Origin of the sequence: Vibrio sp. Isolate24 (assembly GCF_022398215.1) — a bacterium.
Lineage (GTDB): Bacteria > Pseudomonadota > Gammaproteobacteria > Enterobacterales > Vibrionaceae > Vibrio > Vibrio coralliilyticus_A.
The window spans coordinates 624,929-643,329 of sequence record NZ_JAKEUU010000003.1; the positions used below are offsets into that span (position 1 = coordinate 624,929).

General features: G+C 42.9%; 15 protein-coding genes, 1 tRNA gene and 2 pseudogenes. 16 read left to right on the top strand and 2 right to left on the bottom strand.

Going from position 1 to position 18,401, the window contains the following annotated elements; translation table 11 throughout:
• Positions 1-23 precede the first annotated feature (23 nt).
• From L1D23_RS15590 to L1D23_RS15615, 6 genes and pseudogenes are all read left to right on the top strand, one after another.
• The gene (locus L1D23_RS15590) at positions 24-473 is read left to right on the top strand and encodes an L-alanine exporter AlaE (protein WP_239867916.1); all 450 of its coding nucleotides are present in this window, start codon (positions 24-26) and stop codon (positions 471-473) included.
• 145 nt (positions 474-618) lie between these two features.
• Positions 619-706 (top strand) — tRNA-Ser (locus L1D23_RS15595).
• A gap of 312 nt (positions 707-1,018) precedes the next feature.
• The gene (locus L1D23_RS15600; protein WP_239867919.1) at positions 1,019-1,150 is read left to right on the top strand and encodes an Arm DNA-binding domain-containing protein; all 132 of its coding nucleotides are present in this window, start codon (positions 1,019-1,021) and stop codon (positions 1,148-1,150) included.
• A pseudogene (locus L1D23_RS15605) lies at positions 1,141-1,539 on the top strand (tyrosine-type recombinase/integrase); the annotation flags it as partial. The gene L1D23_RS15600 and the pseudogene L1D23_RS15605, both read left to right, overlap by 10 nt.
• Before the next feature lie 119 nt (positions 1,540-1,658).
• Positions 1,659-1,799: an AlpA family phage regulatory protein gene (locus L1D23_RS15610; protein WP_239867922.1), complete on the top strand. Its 141-nt coding sequence runs from the start codon at positions 1,659-1,661 to the stop codon at positions 1,797-1,799.
• 311 nt (positions 1,800-2,110) lie between these two features.
• The gene (locus tag L1D23_RS15615) at positions 2,111-2,959 is read left to right on the top strand and encodes an HNH endonuclease signature motif containing protein (RefSeq protein ID WP_239867924.1); all 849 of its coding nucleotides are present in this window, start codon (positions 2,111-2,113) and stop codon (positions 2,957-2,959) included.
• 71 nt (positions 2,960-3,030) lie between these two features.
• Here L1D23_RS15615 and L1D23_RS15620 read toward each other — a convergent pair whose 3' ends face one another.
• Both L1D23_RS15620 and L1D23_RS15625 read right to left on the bottom strand, forming a co-directional pair.
• Entirely contained in the window at positions 3,031-3,486 is a 456-nt protein-coding gene (locus L1D23_RS15620; RefSeq protein WP_239867928.1) for a HEPN domain-containing protein, read from the bottom strand.
• Between the two features lie 98 nt (positions 3,487-3,584).
• Positions 3,585-4,445 carry a WYL domain-containing protein gene (locus L1D23_RS15625; RefSeq protein ID WP_239868550.1) on the bottom strand — a complete coding sequence of 287 codons (861 nt, stop codon included), beginning with the start codon at positions 4,443-4,445 and terminating at the stop codon, positions 3,585-3,587.
• A 146-nt stretch (positions 4,446-4,591) separates the two neighbouring features.
• Here L1D23_RS15625 and L1D23_RS15630 point away from each other — a divergent pair, with 146 nt between their 5' ends.
• The 10 genes and pseudogenes from L1D23_RS15630 (at position 4,592) to L1D23_RS15675 (ending at position 18,393) form a co-directional block, all read left to right on the top strand.
• Complete coding sequence (locus L1D23_RS15630) at positions 4,592-5,869, top strand: hypothetical protein (RefSeq protein ID WP_239867931.1); 1,278 nt, start codon at positions 4,592-4,594, stop codon at positions 5,867-5,869.
• Positions 5,859-6,428, top strand: a complete 570-nt coding sequence (locus L1D23_RS15635) for a DUF4194 domain-containing protein (RefSeq protein ID WP_239867934.1) — start codon at positions 5,859-5,861, stop codon at positions 6,426-6,428. The genes L1D23_RS15630 and L1D23_RS15635 overlap by 11 nt, the downstream gene beginning before the upstream one ends.
• Positions 6,422-9,214, top strand: coding sequence for a hypothetical protein (locus L1D23_RS15640; protein ID WP_239867936.1), 2,793 nt, complete (start codon positions 6,422-6,424; stop codon positions 9,212-9,214). The genes L1D23_RS15635 and L1D23_RS15640 overlap by 7 nt, the downstream gene beginning before the upstream one ends.
• On the top strand, positions 9,211-10,089 hold the full coding sequence (locus L1D23_RS15645; protein ID WP_239867938.1) for a Wadjet anti-phage system protein JetD domain-containing protein: 879 nt from the start codon (positions 9,211-9,213) through the stop codon (positions 10,087-10,089). Before L1D23_RS15640 ends, L1D23_RS15645 begins: the two co-directional genes overlap by 4 nt.
• Before the next feature lie 63 nt (positions 10,090-10,152).
• Positions 10,153-10,302, top strand: a pseudogene (locus L1D23_RS15650) (AlpA family phage regulatory protein).
• Between the two features lie 132 nt (positions 10,303-10,434).
• Entirely contained in the window at positions 10,435-13,797 is a 3,363-nt protein-coding gene (locus L1D23_RS15655) for an AAA domain-containing protein (RefSeq protein ID WP_239867943.1), read from the top strand.
• Between the two features lie 259 nt (positions 13,798-14,056).
• Positions 14,057-14,233, top strand: coding sequence for a helix-turn-helix domain-containing protein (locus tag L1D23_RS15660; protein ID WP_009842282.1), 177 nt, complete (start codon positions 14,057-14,059; stop codon positions 14,231-14,233).
• On the top strand, positions 14,230-15,729 hold the full coding sequence (locus L1D23_RS15665; protein WP_239867946.1) for a class I SAM-dependent DNA methyltransferase: 1,500 nt from the start codon (positions 14,230-14,232) through the stop codon (positions 15,727-15,729). The genes L1D23_RS15660 and L1D23_RS15665 overlap by 4 nt, the downstream gene beginning before the upstream one ends.
• On the top strand, positions 15,726-17,210 hold the full coding sequence (locus tag L1D23_RS15670; protein WP_239867948.1) for a class I SAM-dependent DNA methyltransferase: 1,485 nt from the start codon (positions 15,726-15,728) through the stop codon (positions 17,208-17,210). The genes L1D23_RS15665 and L1D23_RS15670 overlap by 4 nt, the downstream gene beginning before the upstream one ends.
• Complete coding sequence (locus tag L1D23_RS15675) at positions 17,203-18,393, top strand: restriction endonuclease subunit S (protein ID WP_213916337.1); 1,191 nt, start codon at positions 17,203-17,205, stop codon at positions 18,391-18,393. The genes L1D23_RS15670 and L1D23_RS15675 overlap by 8 nt, the downstream gene beginning before the upstream one ends.
• Positions 18,394-18,401 lie beyond the last annotated feature (8 nt).

Genomic DNA, 18,401 nt, shown 5'->3' on the forward strand with positions numbered 1-18,401 from the left:
GGATTTATATACTGAGGTTTTAGATGAAGCCGCGTGGGCCGTTCTGTATTCGTAATGCTGCAGCAGACACTTTTGCTATGGTGGTATTCTGCTTTGTTTCTGGAATGATCGTAGAAATCTTTATTTCTGGGATGACGTTCGAACAATCGTTGGCTTCACGAACCCTTTCTATTCCGGTAAATATTGCGATTGCTTGGCCATACGGCATGTTCAGAGATTTCATGCTTAGGCAAGGTGAGCGAGTTTCATCCACAAGTATGATGAAGAATATGTCCGATTTGATCGCCTACGTACTGTTTCAATCGCCAGTGTATGCAGCGATCTTGGTGGCGGTTGGCGCATCAAGTGATCAAATCCTAACCGCAGTAACCTCGAATGCCGTGATCTCATGTGGAATGGGTGTCTTGTATGGTTACTTTCTCGATATGTGCCGCAAGTGGTTTAAGGTACCGGGATACTACCAGCAAGCTTGATTTTGCAGGAAATCTGGTCGAATTAGCCATTAAGTAATCAAACGTTCAAGATGTGGCGTTTTTTTTCCTCAATAGGCTTGACCTAACCCAATAGAATCATTAAATTAGCGCCTCGTTGGTGAGCAAACCAACCACAATTTGATTCGGTGAGTTGTCCGAGTGGCTGAAGGAGCACGCCTGGAAAGTGTGTATACGGCAACGTATCGAGAGTTCGAATCTCTCACTCACCGCCACATTCTTGAAGAAAGACGTCCTAGGACGTCTTTTTTCTTATCTTAAGATTATCAAAATCAACCAGTTACGATCCTATAGCGTTCCATAATGTTCCACAAAAGCGTTTGTTTTTCGTAATACCTAAAGTAATACCCAGGCTTACGAGCTGATGCTAGTATTACTTTAGAGCACTAATTCAGATATTACTTTGTTGTCACTTTCTCCATCGTCATGAGCTATAACTTCATTTAATTTAGATAGTTACCAGCCATAAGTAATACCTAGATTTTTCGGCTATCAAGCTTAAAGAAGGTATTACTTTAGGGATCAAAATGGCGAATAATCTAATAGCAAGGCAAGTCCAAACAGCAAAACCCAAAGATAAGCTCTATCGACTATCTGATGGTGGCAACCTCTACTTCTGCGTGCGTCCTAGCAACTCTCGATCTTGGTTGTTCCTCTAACGGCCCAGACTTTGGCAATCCTTGAGGCAATAAAACCGATTAGTGGCCATCGTGAATTTGTTTTTCCATCGAGCCGCAATCCTAAGGTACCCACTGATTCCGAGACTGCCAACAAAGCGCTTGGCAGAATGGGCTTTAAGGATAGAACGACGGCACATGGCATGAGGGCACTTGCCAGTACTACCCTTAACGAAAAAGGGTTTGATGCCGATGTGATTGAAGCGGCGCTGGCTCACACCGATAAGAACCAAATACGCAAGGCCTATAACAGAACGGACTATCTCGACTCTCGGCGGCAACTTATGTCCTGGTGGAGTGAGCATATAGAGAAATCAAGTTATGGAAGTTACAGTGTTACTGGAGGCAGTTCCCTACACCAGGTGAATTAGTCAGTGGCTCGCTGTATGTGCGGTGGAGCGACTCTAGTTGATGACCAATCGACACCGATACAAAATATTTTCAGATATATGTCATCACAGTGAAATCAATTCACTGATGAGGTATCAAAATGCCAAACAAACCGATTCGCTTAATCCGCTTAAATGAAGTATTTGTGATGACTGGGTTATCAAGATCCGGTGTGTATCGCTCGATAGCAAAACGGCAGTTTCCAAAGCAGGTGTCGCTTGGTGATAGAGCTGTTGCTTGAGTTGAGAGTAAAGTTCAAGCTTGGGTGATTGATCGGATAGCTAACAAGTAGTAGGAAGGGGATTGTCTTTTGTCCCCTCTCAAGTTTCGGTAGTTCTATGTCAAGTGCATTCTTCTTTGTACTTCTCTTCGATTAGAGATTTGATAATGACGCTGCTCGATTTTTGCAACTCGGTTTCTAACTCTAAAAGCTGGCTATTCGTTTTTGCCGTTAAAGATATTAAGTCATTAGACTTATCCTTGTTTTTTTCCTGTTTAATACCTGATGTATATACTTACTGGTATTATCAGTTTGGGAAAAGTGGACTCGTTATGAAAATTGGAAAGTTGGTTCAAGCACTTCTGCCTAAGGTACTGGAGTATTGCGAGCAACAAAGTCACAACGAGTTCGAGCGCCTTTGTGATGCTGATTACTCCAAGCGCAATTTTAACCTCAACTTTCCTTTTTTGGTTCCAATCAGCAGCCTTCCTTCGGATTTGTCCAAACGATACTGGACCAAAGTTTACTTGGTGCGTGGACAAACTGTTCGTGCTTGTAGTCAGTGGTTTGAAAAAGACGCGGTTTACTTTGCTAAGTACTTAAAACGGATTGGCATCGATTATGACCAGTCGCAGTTGGAGAGTGAGATACTTGAATCAAGAATAAAACTCTCGCGCAAGCTATCAGTATCGCCCGCCAGAACCAATAGCCGCTATCGCGGTAACGCGATAGGCAATGCTCAAAACCTATTGGTGCGAAATATTCTTAGTAACCTTGGGACAGAGCAGTTTTCTGAAGAGGATTGGCAGGCAACCAAAGCCTACTTTAACCATCAATGTGCTTATTGTGGTGAGTCAAAGGAACTGGTGATTGAGCACGCAATCCCAATTAATAAGGTTTATCTAGGAGAGCATCGCCTTGGCAATTTGCTACCTAGCTGTAGAGAATGCAATAGTACAAAGGCAAGCAAAGATTTCCGTGAGTTCCTAGAAGGGCGAGATGACAAGATTAAAGCAATTGAAGCCTATATGGACGAGAAAAACTACGTACCTCTTGAGAACAACGAGCAGGTATCAATGATTCTCGAGATGGCCTACCGAGAGGTTGGCACAGTGGCTGAGCGGTATATCACAATTATCAACGAGCTTTTTGTTAGTGACGATGATTCTGAAGGGCTTTAACTAAGCAATAAGCTAGCTATGGTTGATTAGCGGATAAACAGCCTCTCCCCAAACCTTGTCTGCTGAGTCCATCATGATTTCGATAATACTCGGAACCAGTTTTTCAAGAATACCGCAGCAGTTTTGGCTTTGCTGCGTTCGCTCTTCCAGCAATCTTCAGTAATTTTTCCTGCATGATAATCCCAATATGCCTGGAGGATAAATTCTTTATCAAAGATGATTCGAATCGTGTTGGAATACTCGTCCCAAACTAAATTGTGTAATTGCTCTCGCTGGTCACAAGTGATGAGCCTCTCCAAGAACTTCCGATACAGTCCTTGCTCTCCATAGTGTTGCCGCTGGTCAAACTCTTGCGCATAAGCAGAGTTGAAAGCGATCCACAGGAAAATAAACTTAGAATCATCATCGTCACAAAGTTCAGACTTCTGCAGCCAACTTAGTGCTTGGTGAACACGGAGGCTAAGGTTCTGTGGGTAGTCATCTCGTTCAACTCTTTGACGCTGTTTTAATACTTGGTAAGTTTGCATGTTGTCATCCAGAGCAATACTACTATCGTTCTGTTAGTGTATAAGCAGTCTGATGCTTATGAGTTGACGTGTTATGCAATTTTGGCAAGTAGATTTAACTAGAAGATTAGGTACTGTTTTATCTTTTCAAAGTTCCCCACGATAATCTGCTGACCTTTAGGGTTCGAATCTAGCACATTGATGTCGATATTATAGGTATCAAGAACATAGCGAACCAGTGCAGCATTGGTTGGTATCGTGAGCTTACCTTTTTCCATACCGTAGTCATGTTCAACGACATTGGCTTGAGCCTCTGTCAGTCGCGGGTCAGGCATTAGATCAACTGTTAGGGGAGTATTCCATGACTCGTCTTGCTCCTTTCCTCTTACTCTCTTGGCCTCTAGTATTGGAATGCCTCTTATGCGGCTGAGCACAAAATCGCGATAACTTTTAGCATGTTCACAATAGGCCCGAACATGCCACCTTAGGGGCGTACAAACCAATGTATGTGGTGAAATAATCCGCTCAACTTCAATACCGTCTTTGAGTGATGTGTAGCTTATGTCGACACGTTTTTTCTCTCTGATTGCTTGAACCAGAGGCCGTAAAATCTCTGGTGCAATGCTGCGTGTGACAGGGCGAATCATTTCTGTATTTTCAAACCCCATATCAAGTTCTTTAAATGTGATGGTCATATCTTCACTTCTTGAAAGAATGTGCAAATATTCATCAGCATGACCTTTTGTTACTTGTGGGCTAAAGCTATCACTGGGCTTGTAGCCTTTTAGCTGTTTATCATAAACAAGGTTTCCTGGAGCGATATCGGCTAGATAGGTGTTGATGTCTTTAGATGCTTGCTGTCTTCCAATGCCAAAGCTCTTAATCAGGTGATTGGTTGTTAACCGTCCTTCCCACAGCGCGATGGCTTCTATCATTCTGTAGCGGAATAGTAGATCCCAGCGTATTGGCCATTTACTCATCATCTAACTCCTGTCTAGTTATGCGACGTGTGTATGTAATCAGTATTTACCTGTCGTTATTGGCGTCATAATATTTCGAGTGTATCTAAGAGTCAACGTAGAGCAAGGTTTGTTGGGATTTAATTTTACAAATAAGGTAATGACAGATGGCGGCACCTAAAAGTCTCACCTTTCAGCTACATCAACATTGGGAGGTGGTTGAACAGTTAACTCGGCTTTCGAGAGAATTTCCAGCGTTTGAGCTGAGAGTACTTGAGCAAGTGATCAATCAGTACAAAAGTAAAAATGCGGAAAGTAATACTGTGCTTACCAGCCTTGTTAATGCAGACATATTGCAGCCTATCAATCGCAGCAGCGATTATCAGCTAAACACGCTAGTTGTGGACTTTGTCAGAGGCTTAACCCAAGAGCATGAGTTAGGTCTATCAGCAGTCCTTAAAGCGCGAGTTGATGCGATCAAAAATGCCACCAGCCAAGTAATAGAAGGGCTCGATGTGGCGGACAACGATTTACTTCGTACTGGCGCGAACAGGCTGTCGGAACTGGTTAGAAAAATTACCCAACAGTTAACTCAGGACAAACAAGCAATATTTGAAATAGCAGAATTGGCGAAGTCGGTGGACACCAGTGTCCCAATTGAGCGGCGTTACCGTGAAGTGTTGGAAGTGTATGACCAATACGTAGAACCCATGAACGAAATGATGGATAGCGGTCTTGGAGGTAGTTTCTACCCGTTATTAGAAAAGGCGGAAGAAGCACTCGATACTGTCGTTGACATACTTTCCATGCGCGGTTCTTTGTATCAACAAAGGTTGGCAATGCGTCAGATAGCTTATCAAGTCAAAGATCTTCGATACCAAGGACGAGTCATTGCTCAGCAATGTGCCGATACTTTGTTGCCATTAAGAGAGGAAGCCAGACAACACAATCAACTTTCAGCGGTGATTAGCAAGCAGCTAAGCCAAGTTCGTAAAAAGGGTTTAGCGCGAGGACTGAATGCCGAAGGTTTGCCTATGTGGAAAAGTAGCCGCGTGACTAAAATTCAATTGGGCAATGAGGTTCGCGAGTTGATGGCAGAATTCTTGGACTTTGAACCTAGCTCTATACCGTTCCCGGATGAAGAGGAAGCGACTGAAAGTCCAATGATCAACTGGGTTGATGAAGAGCTTTTGAGAAAACAACTTGCTGACTCGCTACCGGTCGCGAATCTAATGACGTGGCTCAGAGGAAACTATCAGCACCTACCAGATGCCGAGCTGTTGCGGCTCTATCACGAGCTTGTTCGCGACCCTCAGTGGCAAAGCACATTAGGGGCGAGCTCAAGTACTACAGCGCTGAACACAGTAGCCGTAACCTACCACCCTCACGAAATAAAGATGTTGACTGGCTCAACAAATGCAAAGGATGTTGATAATGCAAACTAGCAAAATCGATTTAAATGAGCTGGCTCATCTGACTGAGCTATTTACCCTTTTTAATTCTGGCCGGCACCTAAATCGCTCGACAGATGCGGCTCTATGGCATGAGCTAGAACAGCAAGCAGAGCAGTATCAGTACCTATTTGCTAACTTGGGTTTTGACTTGCGCATTGATGGACGGGGTTTTGCTTGGTTCCATGATGAAGATGGTAACCAGAACATCAATAAACAATCACGCCAGTTAGCACTATTGCTGATGGTGATATTTGACCATCAAGCTGATAGCGGCCGCTCCCTCGGTCAGTTTTACCAATGGACAATTGATAATGCCTTGCTAGATGAGATCTACGAAAGGCATCAAGAGCTTTTGGATGCAGAAGAGATCGACCAAGATGCACTAGCAAAGATACTCGATAACGCAGTGCGAAAAGGCTTTGCCGCTCAAGAGAACAATCACTGGCGTTTGCTGCCTTCGGTATATAGATACCTAGACCATTTCGAAGCTATTACTGAGCAAGAATCCGGCAGCGACGTGGTCGCTAATGAGGAAGATGAATCATGTTAAGTTACGGTTTTCAACGTTTAGCGTTAATTGGCAGTGCTGGCTACCAGCGAGCAGAACTTCCTCTTGATGACTCCGTGTCACTAATTGCGCCAAATAACCATGGCAAGACAAGCTTAATCAACGCACTCCAGTTTCTGCTCATCATCGACCAAAGAAGGATGGATTTTGGCTCTCATTCATTAGAGAAGGCTCGCCGCTTTTACTTCCCAAATAACAGTGCTTACATTTTGCTAGAAGTTATCCTGCCACAAACCGGCACCGTGGTGTTTGGCTGTGTTGGTAAAGGGGTAGGTTATGACTACGAATACTTCGCTTACAAAGGTGAATTAAACCTAGATGATTTCCGAATGGATGATGGCAATATCGTTGCCCAACCAAAGTTAGTCAACCACTTAGCGACGAAGCAGCATCGAGTCTATAAATTCAATGATAAAGAGTTTCGACACTCTATTTATGGTGGTGCCAAAAGCAAGAAAGCAAGCGACATCGACTTTACGGTATTCAAACTCGAGAGTGTCAGTCATGCGAGCCCTTACCAGCAAGTACTAACTAAAACGCTTAGGCTCGATAAGCTCAACTCCAGTGATGTGAAAGACTACTTGTTGAAGATATTTAGTCGAGAGCTACCTAATTCCAGCATCGATTTTAAGCAGGAGTGGGAGAAAGCATTTCAAGACATAAACCTAGAACGCGAGCAGTACCTAGCAGCCGTTAACAATCTGGAAACGATTCAAGAGATCGAACAAAAGTTTGAGCTTACCTTGTCGCTACGAGGAAAGATCGCCGCATGCCAGCCTAAAGTTAATGAGCTACTGCAAGATTGGCACGGTCATGTTCAAACTCAAAAAGAGAACTTAAATTATCAGAAAACAGAGTTGGAACAGAAGCAATTTGGCCTGCAAGAAGAAGATAGAGAAAACGTTAAAAAAGAGGAGCAACTCAAAGTTAGCTTAAAAGAATGCCAGAAGGCTGATGAAGAGCAGGAATCATTATCTATTCGTTTCGCTCTGGTCCCCGATGAGTCATATATGAATAGACAGCTGCTATCAGCTAAGCGTGAATACGATATTCAAGCAGCACTGTGTGTTCAATCTAAAAAATTCTCCTCAAAGGAGCTGGAGAAACAGCTAAACGAACGTAAGACCCAACTTGTTACTTTAGAGTCACAACGTAAAACGTTGGGAGACAATCTTTATCTTCATCTATCTAGACGGCTCGATACGACCGAGTTAGAAAAGCTGAATAAAGTGCTGAACTCACAAGTGATGCAATTGCCACCAGAGCAGTATTCACTTGACATTAATCAGCTGCGAGAAGTACTGAAAGGTGAATCATTCGATAAACTCTCTCTGGCTGGCTTAATGTTATCGCTCAATGAGCTTATTCCTCAGTATGTTCAAAAAACAGAGCAAGAGCTTATTGAAGAAATACGTAGTGTTAATGAGCAGATCGAGAACCTTAAAGATTTGCTTGAAGCAAGCAAAGAAAGTGAGATTGCTGAAAACAAAAAGAACGAATTAAACCGTGCAGTAAGGCAGTGTGAACTGGATCTTGAGGATTACCAAAAGCTTCAACAGTTAACAAAAAGTCAGGCTCAGCGATCTGAGCGAAAAGAGAAGCTTGAGCAAGAGCTAAAAACCATTACTGCAGAGCTAGATAATGTAGAACAAAGGCACAAAACGATAACGGCCAAAATCAATGAAATTGCAGGTAAGCTAGCTCAGCTTAAAACGGATAGTGAAAGAGTTGAAAAGCTCAAAAATCAAAGAATTGATGATCAAGCGCTGTTTAATGCTCTTTCGGAGCATCCACATACGCCTTGGATTATTGTGGATGAATGGTCTCTGGAATATCTACCCGTTCGCCTTGAGCAATACATCGAGGATTGTAAAGACCTCGATAAGTTGTCCAAAGAATTGCGCCAAATAAAAAATGACTTAGCTCAAAAGGGGCTTACCAAGTTCCAGATGGCTCAAACTCAGGATGAAGAGTTAAAAGGCATTATTAAATTCAGTCATTGTTTGGATGATGAGAAGAAAGCGTTGGAAAGGCGTGCTCGATCGGCAGTAGTCAACGTCACTGCGAGTTTAAGAGAGCTGCGCAGTGGGCTCTATGCACTACAAAGTAAGATGAAAGAATTCAACCGATTAATCAGTCATAGGCAGTTATCGGATCTCAAAACTTTCAAAATTGAACCAGTTGAGGAGAACCAACTTGTTGATGCGATGAATGTACTAATCCAGCAAGCAGAACAAACAGAAAGTGGACAGAGTTTTGAGCTGTTTGATCAAGGCAGTATTCTTGATGATGCTGAGTTAGATCTAGCGAAGAGCCTGTTGATTGAAGAAGGCAATGCACGCCAAGGCTTAAGAGTGGCAGACTTGTTTAGACTTGAGTTCGTCGTTGCCAAGCAAGGACAACAACAAGAGTCATTTGAAGATATTGATAGTGCGGCTTCTAACGGAACCGTATTGATGGCCAAGCTTGTAACTGGTCTGGCGATGCTCCATCTAATGCAAGATAAACGTCACCAAATGAAAGCAGTATGTTATTTGGATGAGGCGTTGGCACTGGATACCAAGAACCAAGCTAATTTGATTGAAATTGCTGAACAGTTCGGTTTCGCACTGATTTTTGCTTCTCCAGCACCGTTAACCACGGCGCGTTATTGTGTGCCAATCCACCAGACTAATGGTAGGAACCACATCAGCAAAAATAGTTGGCAGATTTTCGAACCAATTGAGAGCCAAGAATTGTCGCAACCACAAGTGGAGCCATCACTATGAGCCAGGTATTGGCTAAAGCACTAACGCGACTAATTGAGGTGTACCCTGATTCCATTGCCGGAAGCACATTGACGCCATCTCAGAGGAAGCAGCTTGAAGAGTTCAGCCGCAAAACTCAGAGTGTACAAGTTACTCCTAAAGGCCGTGGAGTGGTCTACCGCATTCTAGATATGGATGTCGTTAAAGTCACACTGGAGCAGTTGGCACCAAATCAAAACGTGTCTCCATCAGCCCCGCAAAGAGCCGTAAACATAGCCTCCACACGCAGCAGCAAACAAGGAAGAGTAGATCACGATGTCACCTACGTGCTGGCTAAAGCGGTTGCAAATCCGTTATGGGAGGTTTCTGGAGTACTAACTGAGCACTTAAATGTAGCGACAGAAGAGTTTGGTGTTTTTTCACTAGAAGTGGGTGGAGAAAGAAACAAGAACCTTCAAACTCATCATTCTATTTGGCTGGTGGAAAACCAAGCATTGTTTGACCGTCTAGATTGGCTACCCAGTAACGAACCCACTACCGTTATTTGGTACCGAGGGCAGCTACACAACAAACTGATTGATTGGTTATCGATGCCTGACAGGGCATCGATGGTCTATTTTTTTGCCGATTATGACGGCGTAGGGCTGAACAACTATCGCCGCCTAAAAGAGAAGCTAGAAGAAAGAGCAGAGTTTTGGATGATGTCTAATTGGAAGGAACTTTTGAACCGGTATGGGCAAAACAAGCTTTGGAATGATACTGCCCGTGAATTTGACTCTTTTGAGCGAAATTCAGGGGTATTATTAGATCAAGAAGACTCACTTAAGGCATTAGTAGTCGAAATGAAAAAGTTTGGATTGGCATTAGAGCAAGAAGCAATATGGCTGTCGGAATAGCTATATAAATTAGATACTACAGCCATAGGAGATGCCCCACGAGATGTTGAAAACTAAAAAGTCATGTAAAGGAGGACATTAAGTTGCTCCGCGATTTACTTCAAGATGAATGAAGAACCATTTCCTCAGTCCATCAGCCTCGGGGATAGAGCTGTAGCTTGGGGTGAAAGTGAAGTGGATGAGTGGATGGAGGAGTGTCTAGCTTTAAGGTAACTCAATGCCGCTTTGTTTTTAAGGGAGCCGTCACACTCTATCAGTCTTTTGTCATTCTTCATCGCCTTATGCAATCAGGCTGTATATTATCGTAACTTAATGATATTTGATGGTATTGATAGGCGTTAATTCGTGGATAGTAGAAAAGAAGACTCGATAAATATATTGAAAGCCTGGCATTTAGTGGAGTTTTTTCAAGCCTACTCAGTACCAGATAAAGACGAGAGCAAAATTGCCCCAGTAAATGTGTCGTGTCACGAGTTGAAGTCATGTGGTAACCATCTACTTCCGTGGCTAGATCCCGCAGCTCGTGATTCACTCGGCCTTACTCCGGGTAAAAAGTGTACTTATACCCTATATCTAGGATTATTCGATAAATCGGCTATAGATAAAAAAGTTGCAGAGTACTTTTCTACCCACAGGCAAGAAGATTGCATCTCTGAAGAGATAGAGCAAAGAAGAGATAATGAGGGAGCGTCTTGCTTTGCTAAACTGATGTTGGATGAGTTTGGTACTCCACGACTCGATACCTTTTCGGTAAGCACGCTACCTTGGGCTTTGGCTGAGTTACTTGGTGGCAGGGCTGCGACGATATCTCAGGAACGATTCGATAGTCGGTGTGACGATCTTAACGAGTTTTTGGATCGCTGGGAAGCCACCTTGCCTAACCATCCTAGCTCAGAGGGAAGGCATACTCTTTGTGTGAAAAGTCTAATGGGCTTGGTTGAGGGGCTTTACCAATGGGCTGGTATTTCTAATCAAGATTTGCTGCTTTCAGAGCACTCAAAGGTTTACCCGTTTCAGATGGCTTTTTATGAGTATGAGGCGAAGTCAGACAATCTTTTGGAGAACAAAAAGGCTCCAGGAAAAATTGAAGACGATAATGACGATGCATCTAAAGAAGACGAATCTCAGTTACCTATTCTAAACAGCTTTTATATTCGAGATATAGAGCGGGCCATTAATGCGATTTCCACTGGCAGGGCCAGCCAGCCCCTTCAAACCTACTTGGGACAATCCAGTCATAAGCATGTTGATCTGTATACCAACGATTCGATACCGCTGATTCATAATCGCTTGAACCCCAAAGAAACACCAGAAGGAAGGTGGCTGACAGAGCCTGCGCATAACATGTCTTTAATGCAGCAGTTCGCCATCAATACGGTATTCAAGGAGCTGAAAACAGGTGGCGTGATCTCGGTTAATGGTCCTCCAGGCACAGGTAAAACGACGTTATTGCGGGATATCATTGCGCAAAACATTGTTGAGAGAGCGAAGGTATTAGCTTCTTTTTCGAAGGTTAGCGATGGGTTAAGTTCAGAAGGATTTCTTATTGAAGAGCTTACTGATTTTGAAATGATTGTGGCGTCATCAAACAATGCCGCCGTTGAAAATATCTCAAAAGAGCTTCCTCAAGCAAAGTCGATAGCTGACAGATACGCTAATACCAGTTTTTTTCGTTCTGTAGCAAACCAAGTAAGTGCTGATGAAAAGAAAGGTCGTTTACACCCCTTGAATGACAAAAGACAGAGCTGGGGAAATATATCTGCTGCCATGGGGGCTTATAAAAAGAGGCGAAAGTTTCTCGATCGCTTTTTCTTTGATTACTACTATGAAAAAGGCAATGAGCCAGCGGTTAGAGAGCCTTCTTTGGACTTCTTGAATTTTTGGCAATATCGCTCAACTTATACCGGGCCTTCTTTTCAAATTGCCAAAAGGGCCTTTAACGAGAAGTTATCTCGTTTCCATGAGTTGAATGACAAGTTAGCCCATTTTGATAGCCTGCAAAAGACTTTCGATGAACATCAATTTGATGCTGATTTGCACCAAATGAACCTAGTTCTAAATGAGCTAGAAAACGATGCTCAAACGCTCTCTGTAGAGCTAGATGTTCTTAGTTCAACAAGAAATGCAGAAGTGAGAAGGGAAGAAGAAATTTCAATTTCCCTTGAGCTATTGAAGGTTAACTCGCCTAGTTGGTTTAGTCGGTTCTTTAACACTAAGAAAAATAAACAATATAAGGCATCACTATCTCAAAAACTCGGTGAGTACGAAAAGGTCAAAAAAGCTATTCGGTTGATTGTTGGTGATGTTGAAGCCAAAGAAATCGAGATAAAAGGGTGTACAAAGAAAATTTCACAGCAGCAGGTCGATATTCAATCTAAAGAGCTTAAAAAGCAGAAGCTTTTAGATGAGTTAGATGCCTATAGAGACGAGTTTAAGGGGTATCACTTACCAGAAACTACTGATGATATTGAGGGGCATGACAGACAGAGACACGCGTGCTGGCAGCAGGAAAAGATCAATGCACTGAGGTCTGACGTATACGCTGCAGCGTTACTGCTTCATGAGGCTTGGTTGATCGAGGCTAGCAACCTGAATAGTTTTCGATCTCAGATACATAAAGTGAATGATGTTGTTTTAGGGAAGAGTCGCGAGAATGCACTAGCGACTTGGCAGATACTATTTATGTTTGTCCCCGTGATTTCGACAACTTTTGCTTCATTGGGAAATATGTTTTCTAAGCTGCCGCCAGAGTCTTTAGGTTGGCTAATGATTGATGAGGCTGGGCAAGCAGTACCACAATCTGCTGTAGGTGGTTTGCTTCGTGCTAAGCGAGCTGTGGTTGTTGGAGACCCTCTGCAAATTGAACCTGTGTTTACATCTCCACCAGAGCTGATTGACTACTTAATGCAATCTAAGTTGCAAGAAAAATCAGAGAAGTGGGACCCTTGTATGTGGTCAGTTCAGACGTTAGCTGATCGCGTTAATCCGTATGGCTGTATGATAGATATGGATGGTGAAGAACAATGGATAGGTATACCGTTATGGGTACATCGTAGATGTATCGAGCCCATGTTTAGCATTTCGAATGAAATAGCTTACAACAATCGAATGATACATGGCTCTGACAAGGCTAAAGATGTTGAACCAAGAACTCATATGGCTTTAGGGCGTAATCGCTGGAATGATTCAAAAGGAGATTGTGTACAGAAACAGTATAAACGTGAGTTGGGTGAAGATGTTAAAGCCCTTTTACTCGAATTAGCTGCGCACAATGGCGACTTAAGCAGCATCTATCTAATAACTCCATTTAAAGCGGTAAGAAAAGAGTTGAAAGAAGAACTGAGGCGTAGCAAGTCAGAGCTGCTTAGTAACTCGAGTTGGAATGAAAAGGAGTTTAATAACTTTCTGAAATACAACGTAGGGACTGTGCACACCTTTCAAGGCAAGGAGAATGATACCGTTATTTTGGTTCTCGGTTGCGACACTAAAAACAGTGGCGGGGCATCTTGGGCTTCTTCAAAACCAAATTTGTTGAACGTAGCTGTTACCCGAGCCAAAAAACATTTGTTTGTCATCGGCGATATTCAGGTTTGGTCCGACAAGCGCTATTTTGACAAAACATATAGAAAGTTGAATCACTTTAGTACGAATGACTATCCACTATGCGAGAGTCCCATACAATACAAAGAAACATTGCTAACTCCCTAGGTGAGTGCTTGTCTTAAACTCTGTAGTCACTGAATTGTCAACATCGCGGTGAGGCTATCGTTCAAGCAATCACCGTATTGATAGTTATGAAATGCTACTAATAGAATGAATGCCCACCAGCTTTCGCTGGTGGGGATTCGTATTTTTTCTATGCACTCAGTCTTGTATTGAGTTATCTCACGTTGCCGATTCCCCAATTTTCCCATATTCTCTCACCATTAATTCTGATGAATAAAACCAACACGAGATAACACTCTGAATGGTAGACCAAATATTAACCTTGAAAGAGGTGGCTGCTTACCTAAAGTTGGCCGAAAAAACAGCGTATAGATTAGCAAGCGAAGGAAAGCTTCCTGGTTTCAAAGTCGGCGGTTCTTGGCGCTTCAAACGTGAAGACCTTGAAGCGTGGATAGAAGAGAATAAGAGCAAGCAATGACATTAATAAACCTCAAAGACTTAGAAGCGCACCTTTGGCATGCGGCCCATATTATTACGGGTCCTATTGACGCTTCAGACTACAAAACCTACATCTTCCCAATCCTATTCTTTAAGCGTATCTGTGATGTTTACGATGAAGAGTTCGCAGAGGCGATGGAGCAAGTGGATGATGAAGAGCTTGCGAAAGGCGATATGTTTCACCGCATCCAAATTCCAGCTAACTGTCATTGGAAAGATGTGTTTGCAGAAACCAAGGATATCGGCCAAGCCCTAAAAGATTCATTCCGTGGCATTGAGCTAGAAAACCCACAGCTGCATGGCATTTTTGGTGATGCGAGCTGGACCAACAAAGAGCGTCTATCAGACGAACTGCTATCGACACTACTCAACCATTTCAACAAGGTTAACCTTGGTGTATCGAGTGTGCGTAATGATGATATGGGCCGTGCTTACGAATATCTCATCAAGCGCTTTGCTGATAAAGCAAACAAGAAAGCGGGTGAGTTCTATACGCCACGTACCATTGTTCGTCTTATGGTTAATATTCTAGACCCACAAGCTAATGAGAGTGTATATGACCCGGCTTGTGGTACAGGCGGTATGCTGCTTGAAACCATCCACCATGTTAAAGAGAACGGTGGTGACCCACGTCTACTTAAAATCAAAGGTCAAGAGAAGAACCTGACTACCGAAGCCATTGCTCGCATGAACTTGTTCCTACACGGACAAGAAGACTTTGAAATCGTTCGTGGTGATACACTTCGCGATCCTAAGTTCCTGAAAAATGACCGACTAGAAGATTTTGACTGCGTAATCGCAAACCCACCATTTAGCTTAAAAGAGTGGGGACATGATTATTGGACAAGTGATCCTTATGGTCGTGCTGGCTTTGGCCTAGCACCAAAAACTAACGGGGATTTTGCTTGGGTTCAGCATATGTTTGCTTCATTGAATGATGAAGGGCGAATGGCGGTAGTGCTGCCACATGGTGTGCTTTTCCGTGGTGGTGCAGAAGGTAAAATTAGAACCAAGCTATTAAAAGAAAACCGCATCGTAGCGGTAATCGGTGTGGCTTCAAACTTGTTCTACGGTACAGGCATCCCTGCTTGTATTCTAGTATTGCGTAAAGCAAGACCAGAAGAGCATAAAGATCATGTGCTGATTGTGAATGCGGAAGAAATCTTTACCAAAGGTCGCGCGCAAAACACTTTGTCAGAGCCTCAAGCTGATGAAATTTACGACATCTATCAGAACATGCGCACCAAAGGCCCTAAAGCAGACGACATTGAAGGTGTCGCACGTTGGGTGCCGCATAGCGAGATTGAAGAGAACGATTTCAATTTGAATATTGCTCGTTATGTACAAAAGCCGTTAGAAGAAGAAACCATTACCGTAGAAGAAGCGTTGAAAGATTTCCAGCAAAAATTAGCAGCCTTAGAGGCCGCTGAACAAGAGTTAGAAGCCTTGTTAATCAAAGAGGGCTTTGAGCTATGAACAAGAACAAACTAGAAGAACTACTGTGGGGTGCTGCCGAATTCCTGCGTGGCCAAATTGATGCGTCTGATTATAAGCAGTACGTATTCCCACTGTTGTTCTTTAAGCGTCTATCGGATGTATATCTAGAAGAGTATAACGAAGCATTAGAGCTGCACGAAGGTGATGCTGAATACGCCGCGATGTCTATGTATCACCGTTTCGATATCCCAGAGGAAGCAAGCTGGGAGAAGGTGCGTAATACGAGCAAAGACATTGGTGAAGCGATTCAAAATGCTCTGCGTTTGATTGAAGCAAAGAACGATCGTTTGCACGGTGTATTTGGTGATGCGCAGTGGACCAACAAAGAGCGTTTGCCTGATCATTTGTTGTCAGATCTTGTTCAGCACTTTAGTAAAATCCCACTAGGTATTAAGTCTGTTGCTCAAGATGACTTGGGCGAGGCTTACGAGTACCTGATTAAAAAGTTCGCTGACGATTCAGGGCATACGGCAGCTGAGTTCTACACCAACCGTACCGTTGTGCATTTAATGACCCGTATCATGAAACTTAAGCCGGGTGAGAGTGCGTATGACCCAACCTGTGGCACGGGCGGTATGCTGCTTAATGCTGTGATGGATTTACGCTCACAAGGTGAAGAGTGGCGTGGTGTTCATTTGTTAGGCCAAGAAGTAAACCTGCTAACCTCTGCAATTGCACGTATGAACATGTTCCTGCATGACATTGAAGAGTTTGATGTTATGCGTGGTGATACCTTAGGCGATCCTAAGTTTATCGAGAACGACCAACTCAAACAGTTTGATGTCATCTTTGCTAACCCGCCTTACTCCATCAAAAAGTGGAATCGTGAAAAGTTTGCAGCTGACCCATATGGGCGCAACATGTACGGTGTTCCACCACAAGGTTGTGCAGATTACGGTTTCTATACCCATATCATCAAAAGCTTAAAACCTGATACTGGCCGTGCGGCCATGCTTTGGCCTCACGGTGTTCTGTTCCGCGACTCAGAGCAAGAGATCCGTAAGCAAGTGATTGAATCTGACATCATTGAAGCGGTGATAGGGCTTGGACCAAACTTGTTCTACAACTCGCCAATGGAATCGTGCGTAGTGGTGCTCAACTGTAATAAGCCAGTTGAGCGTAAAAACAAGATTCTCTTTATCAATGGTGTAGAACATGTAACCCGCGAGCGTGCCCACAGCCGCTTATCTGATGATGATTTAGATGTGCTTTGTGAAGCTTATTTCAAACCAGACAACCAAAGTGACATTACTGCGCTGGTTGATTTAGACACTATCAGTGAAAGCCAATACAACTTATCTATTCCACTTTACGTGAAAGCTAAGGTTAGTGGGGAAGTACATGATATCGAACATGCGATTGAGGCATGGAAAATGAGCCGAGTACAACTGAAGAAGCAAACCAACAAACTATTTAATAGCCTCGAGCAGTTAGGTTACGAGGTAAAGAAAGATGACTGATAAGCAAACTGTAAAATTCGGTGATATCTGTAAAGAAGTAAAGCTAACGACCAAAGATCCTATTGGTGATGGCTATGAGCGTTACATAGGGTTAGAACACTTAGATTCTGGCTCGCTAAAGATAAAGCGTTGGGGGATGATTGCTGAAGATAATCCAAGCTTTACTCGAGTGTTTAAGAAAGGCCAGATTTTGTTTGGTAAACGCCGTCCATATTTAAAAAAGGCCGCGATTGCTGAATTCGATGGGATCTGTTCTGGTGACATAATAGTTATGGAGGCTAAGTCCAACTTAACCGATAAAGAATTATTGCCGCATATTATTCAATCTAAAGTAATGTGGAACTGGGCTATACAGAACTCTTCAGGATCATTATCACCTAGAACAAAATTTTCTGTATTAAAAGAGCTTGAAATTACCTTGCCTGACAAACCGCAAATGTCTCGCTGCCTTGAGGTTATTGATAAAGCTCAAGAATGCTTTGATCGAATAGACTTATTACATGCTGATATTTACAAGATTAAGACGAAGCTTGCTTACGACAGGATGCTAAAAGGCAACTGGTATCGCCAGATATTCATGAAGCCGGATGATGCAAACATTCCCAAAGGGTGGAGGCTAACTACTATTGGTGATGTTTTGATTGATACTCAATACGGTCTTTCAGAAGCTTTGGAAAAGGAAGGTGAGTATCCTGTTTTGAGAATGATGAATATAACCAATGGGTATGTAGACCCAAACGATATGAAGTACTTATCTTCAGATTACGGAGATGCGGAAAAATATACGCTGAACAAAGGTGATTTGGTCTTCAATCGAACTAATAGTATGGAGTGGGTGGGAAGAACTGGTATTTTTGAGCTTGACGACAAGTATCTTTTTGCATCGTACCTCATTCGATTAGTTGTAGATGAATCGCAAGTTTCGCCTTTTTATCTAAATCAGTATTTGAATCTGCCTCTGGTTCAGTATCGATTAAAGGCATTTGCTACGCCTGGTGTTAGTCAAGCAAACATAAATCCAGGGAGCTTAAAAAGCTTGCCGATTTTACTACCGCCGATAGATGAGATAGCCGAAACCGATACTTTACTGAGACTCTTTGATGAAAACATTAAGTCAGTTGTATCGCAGAAGCATGATTCAATGTCAGTTCTTGAAAACCTAAAGTCAGAGTATTTTAGTTAGAGGGTAAT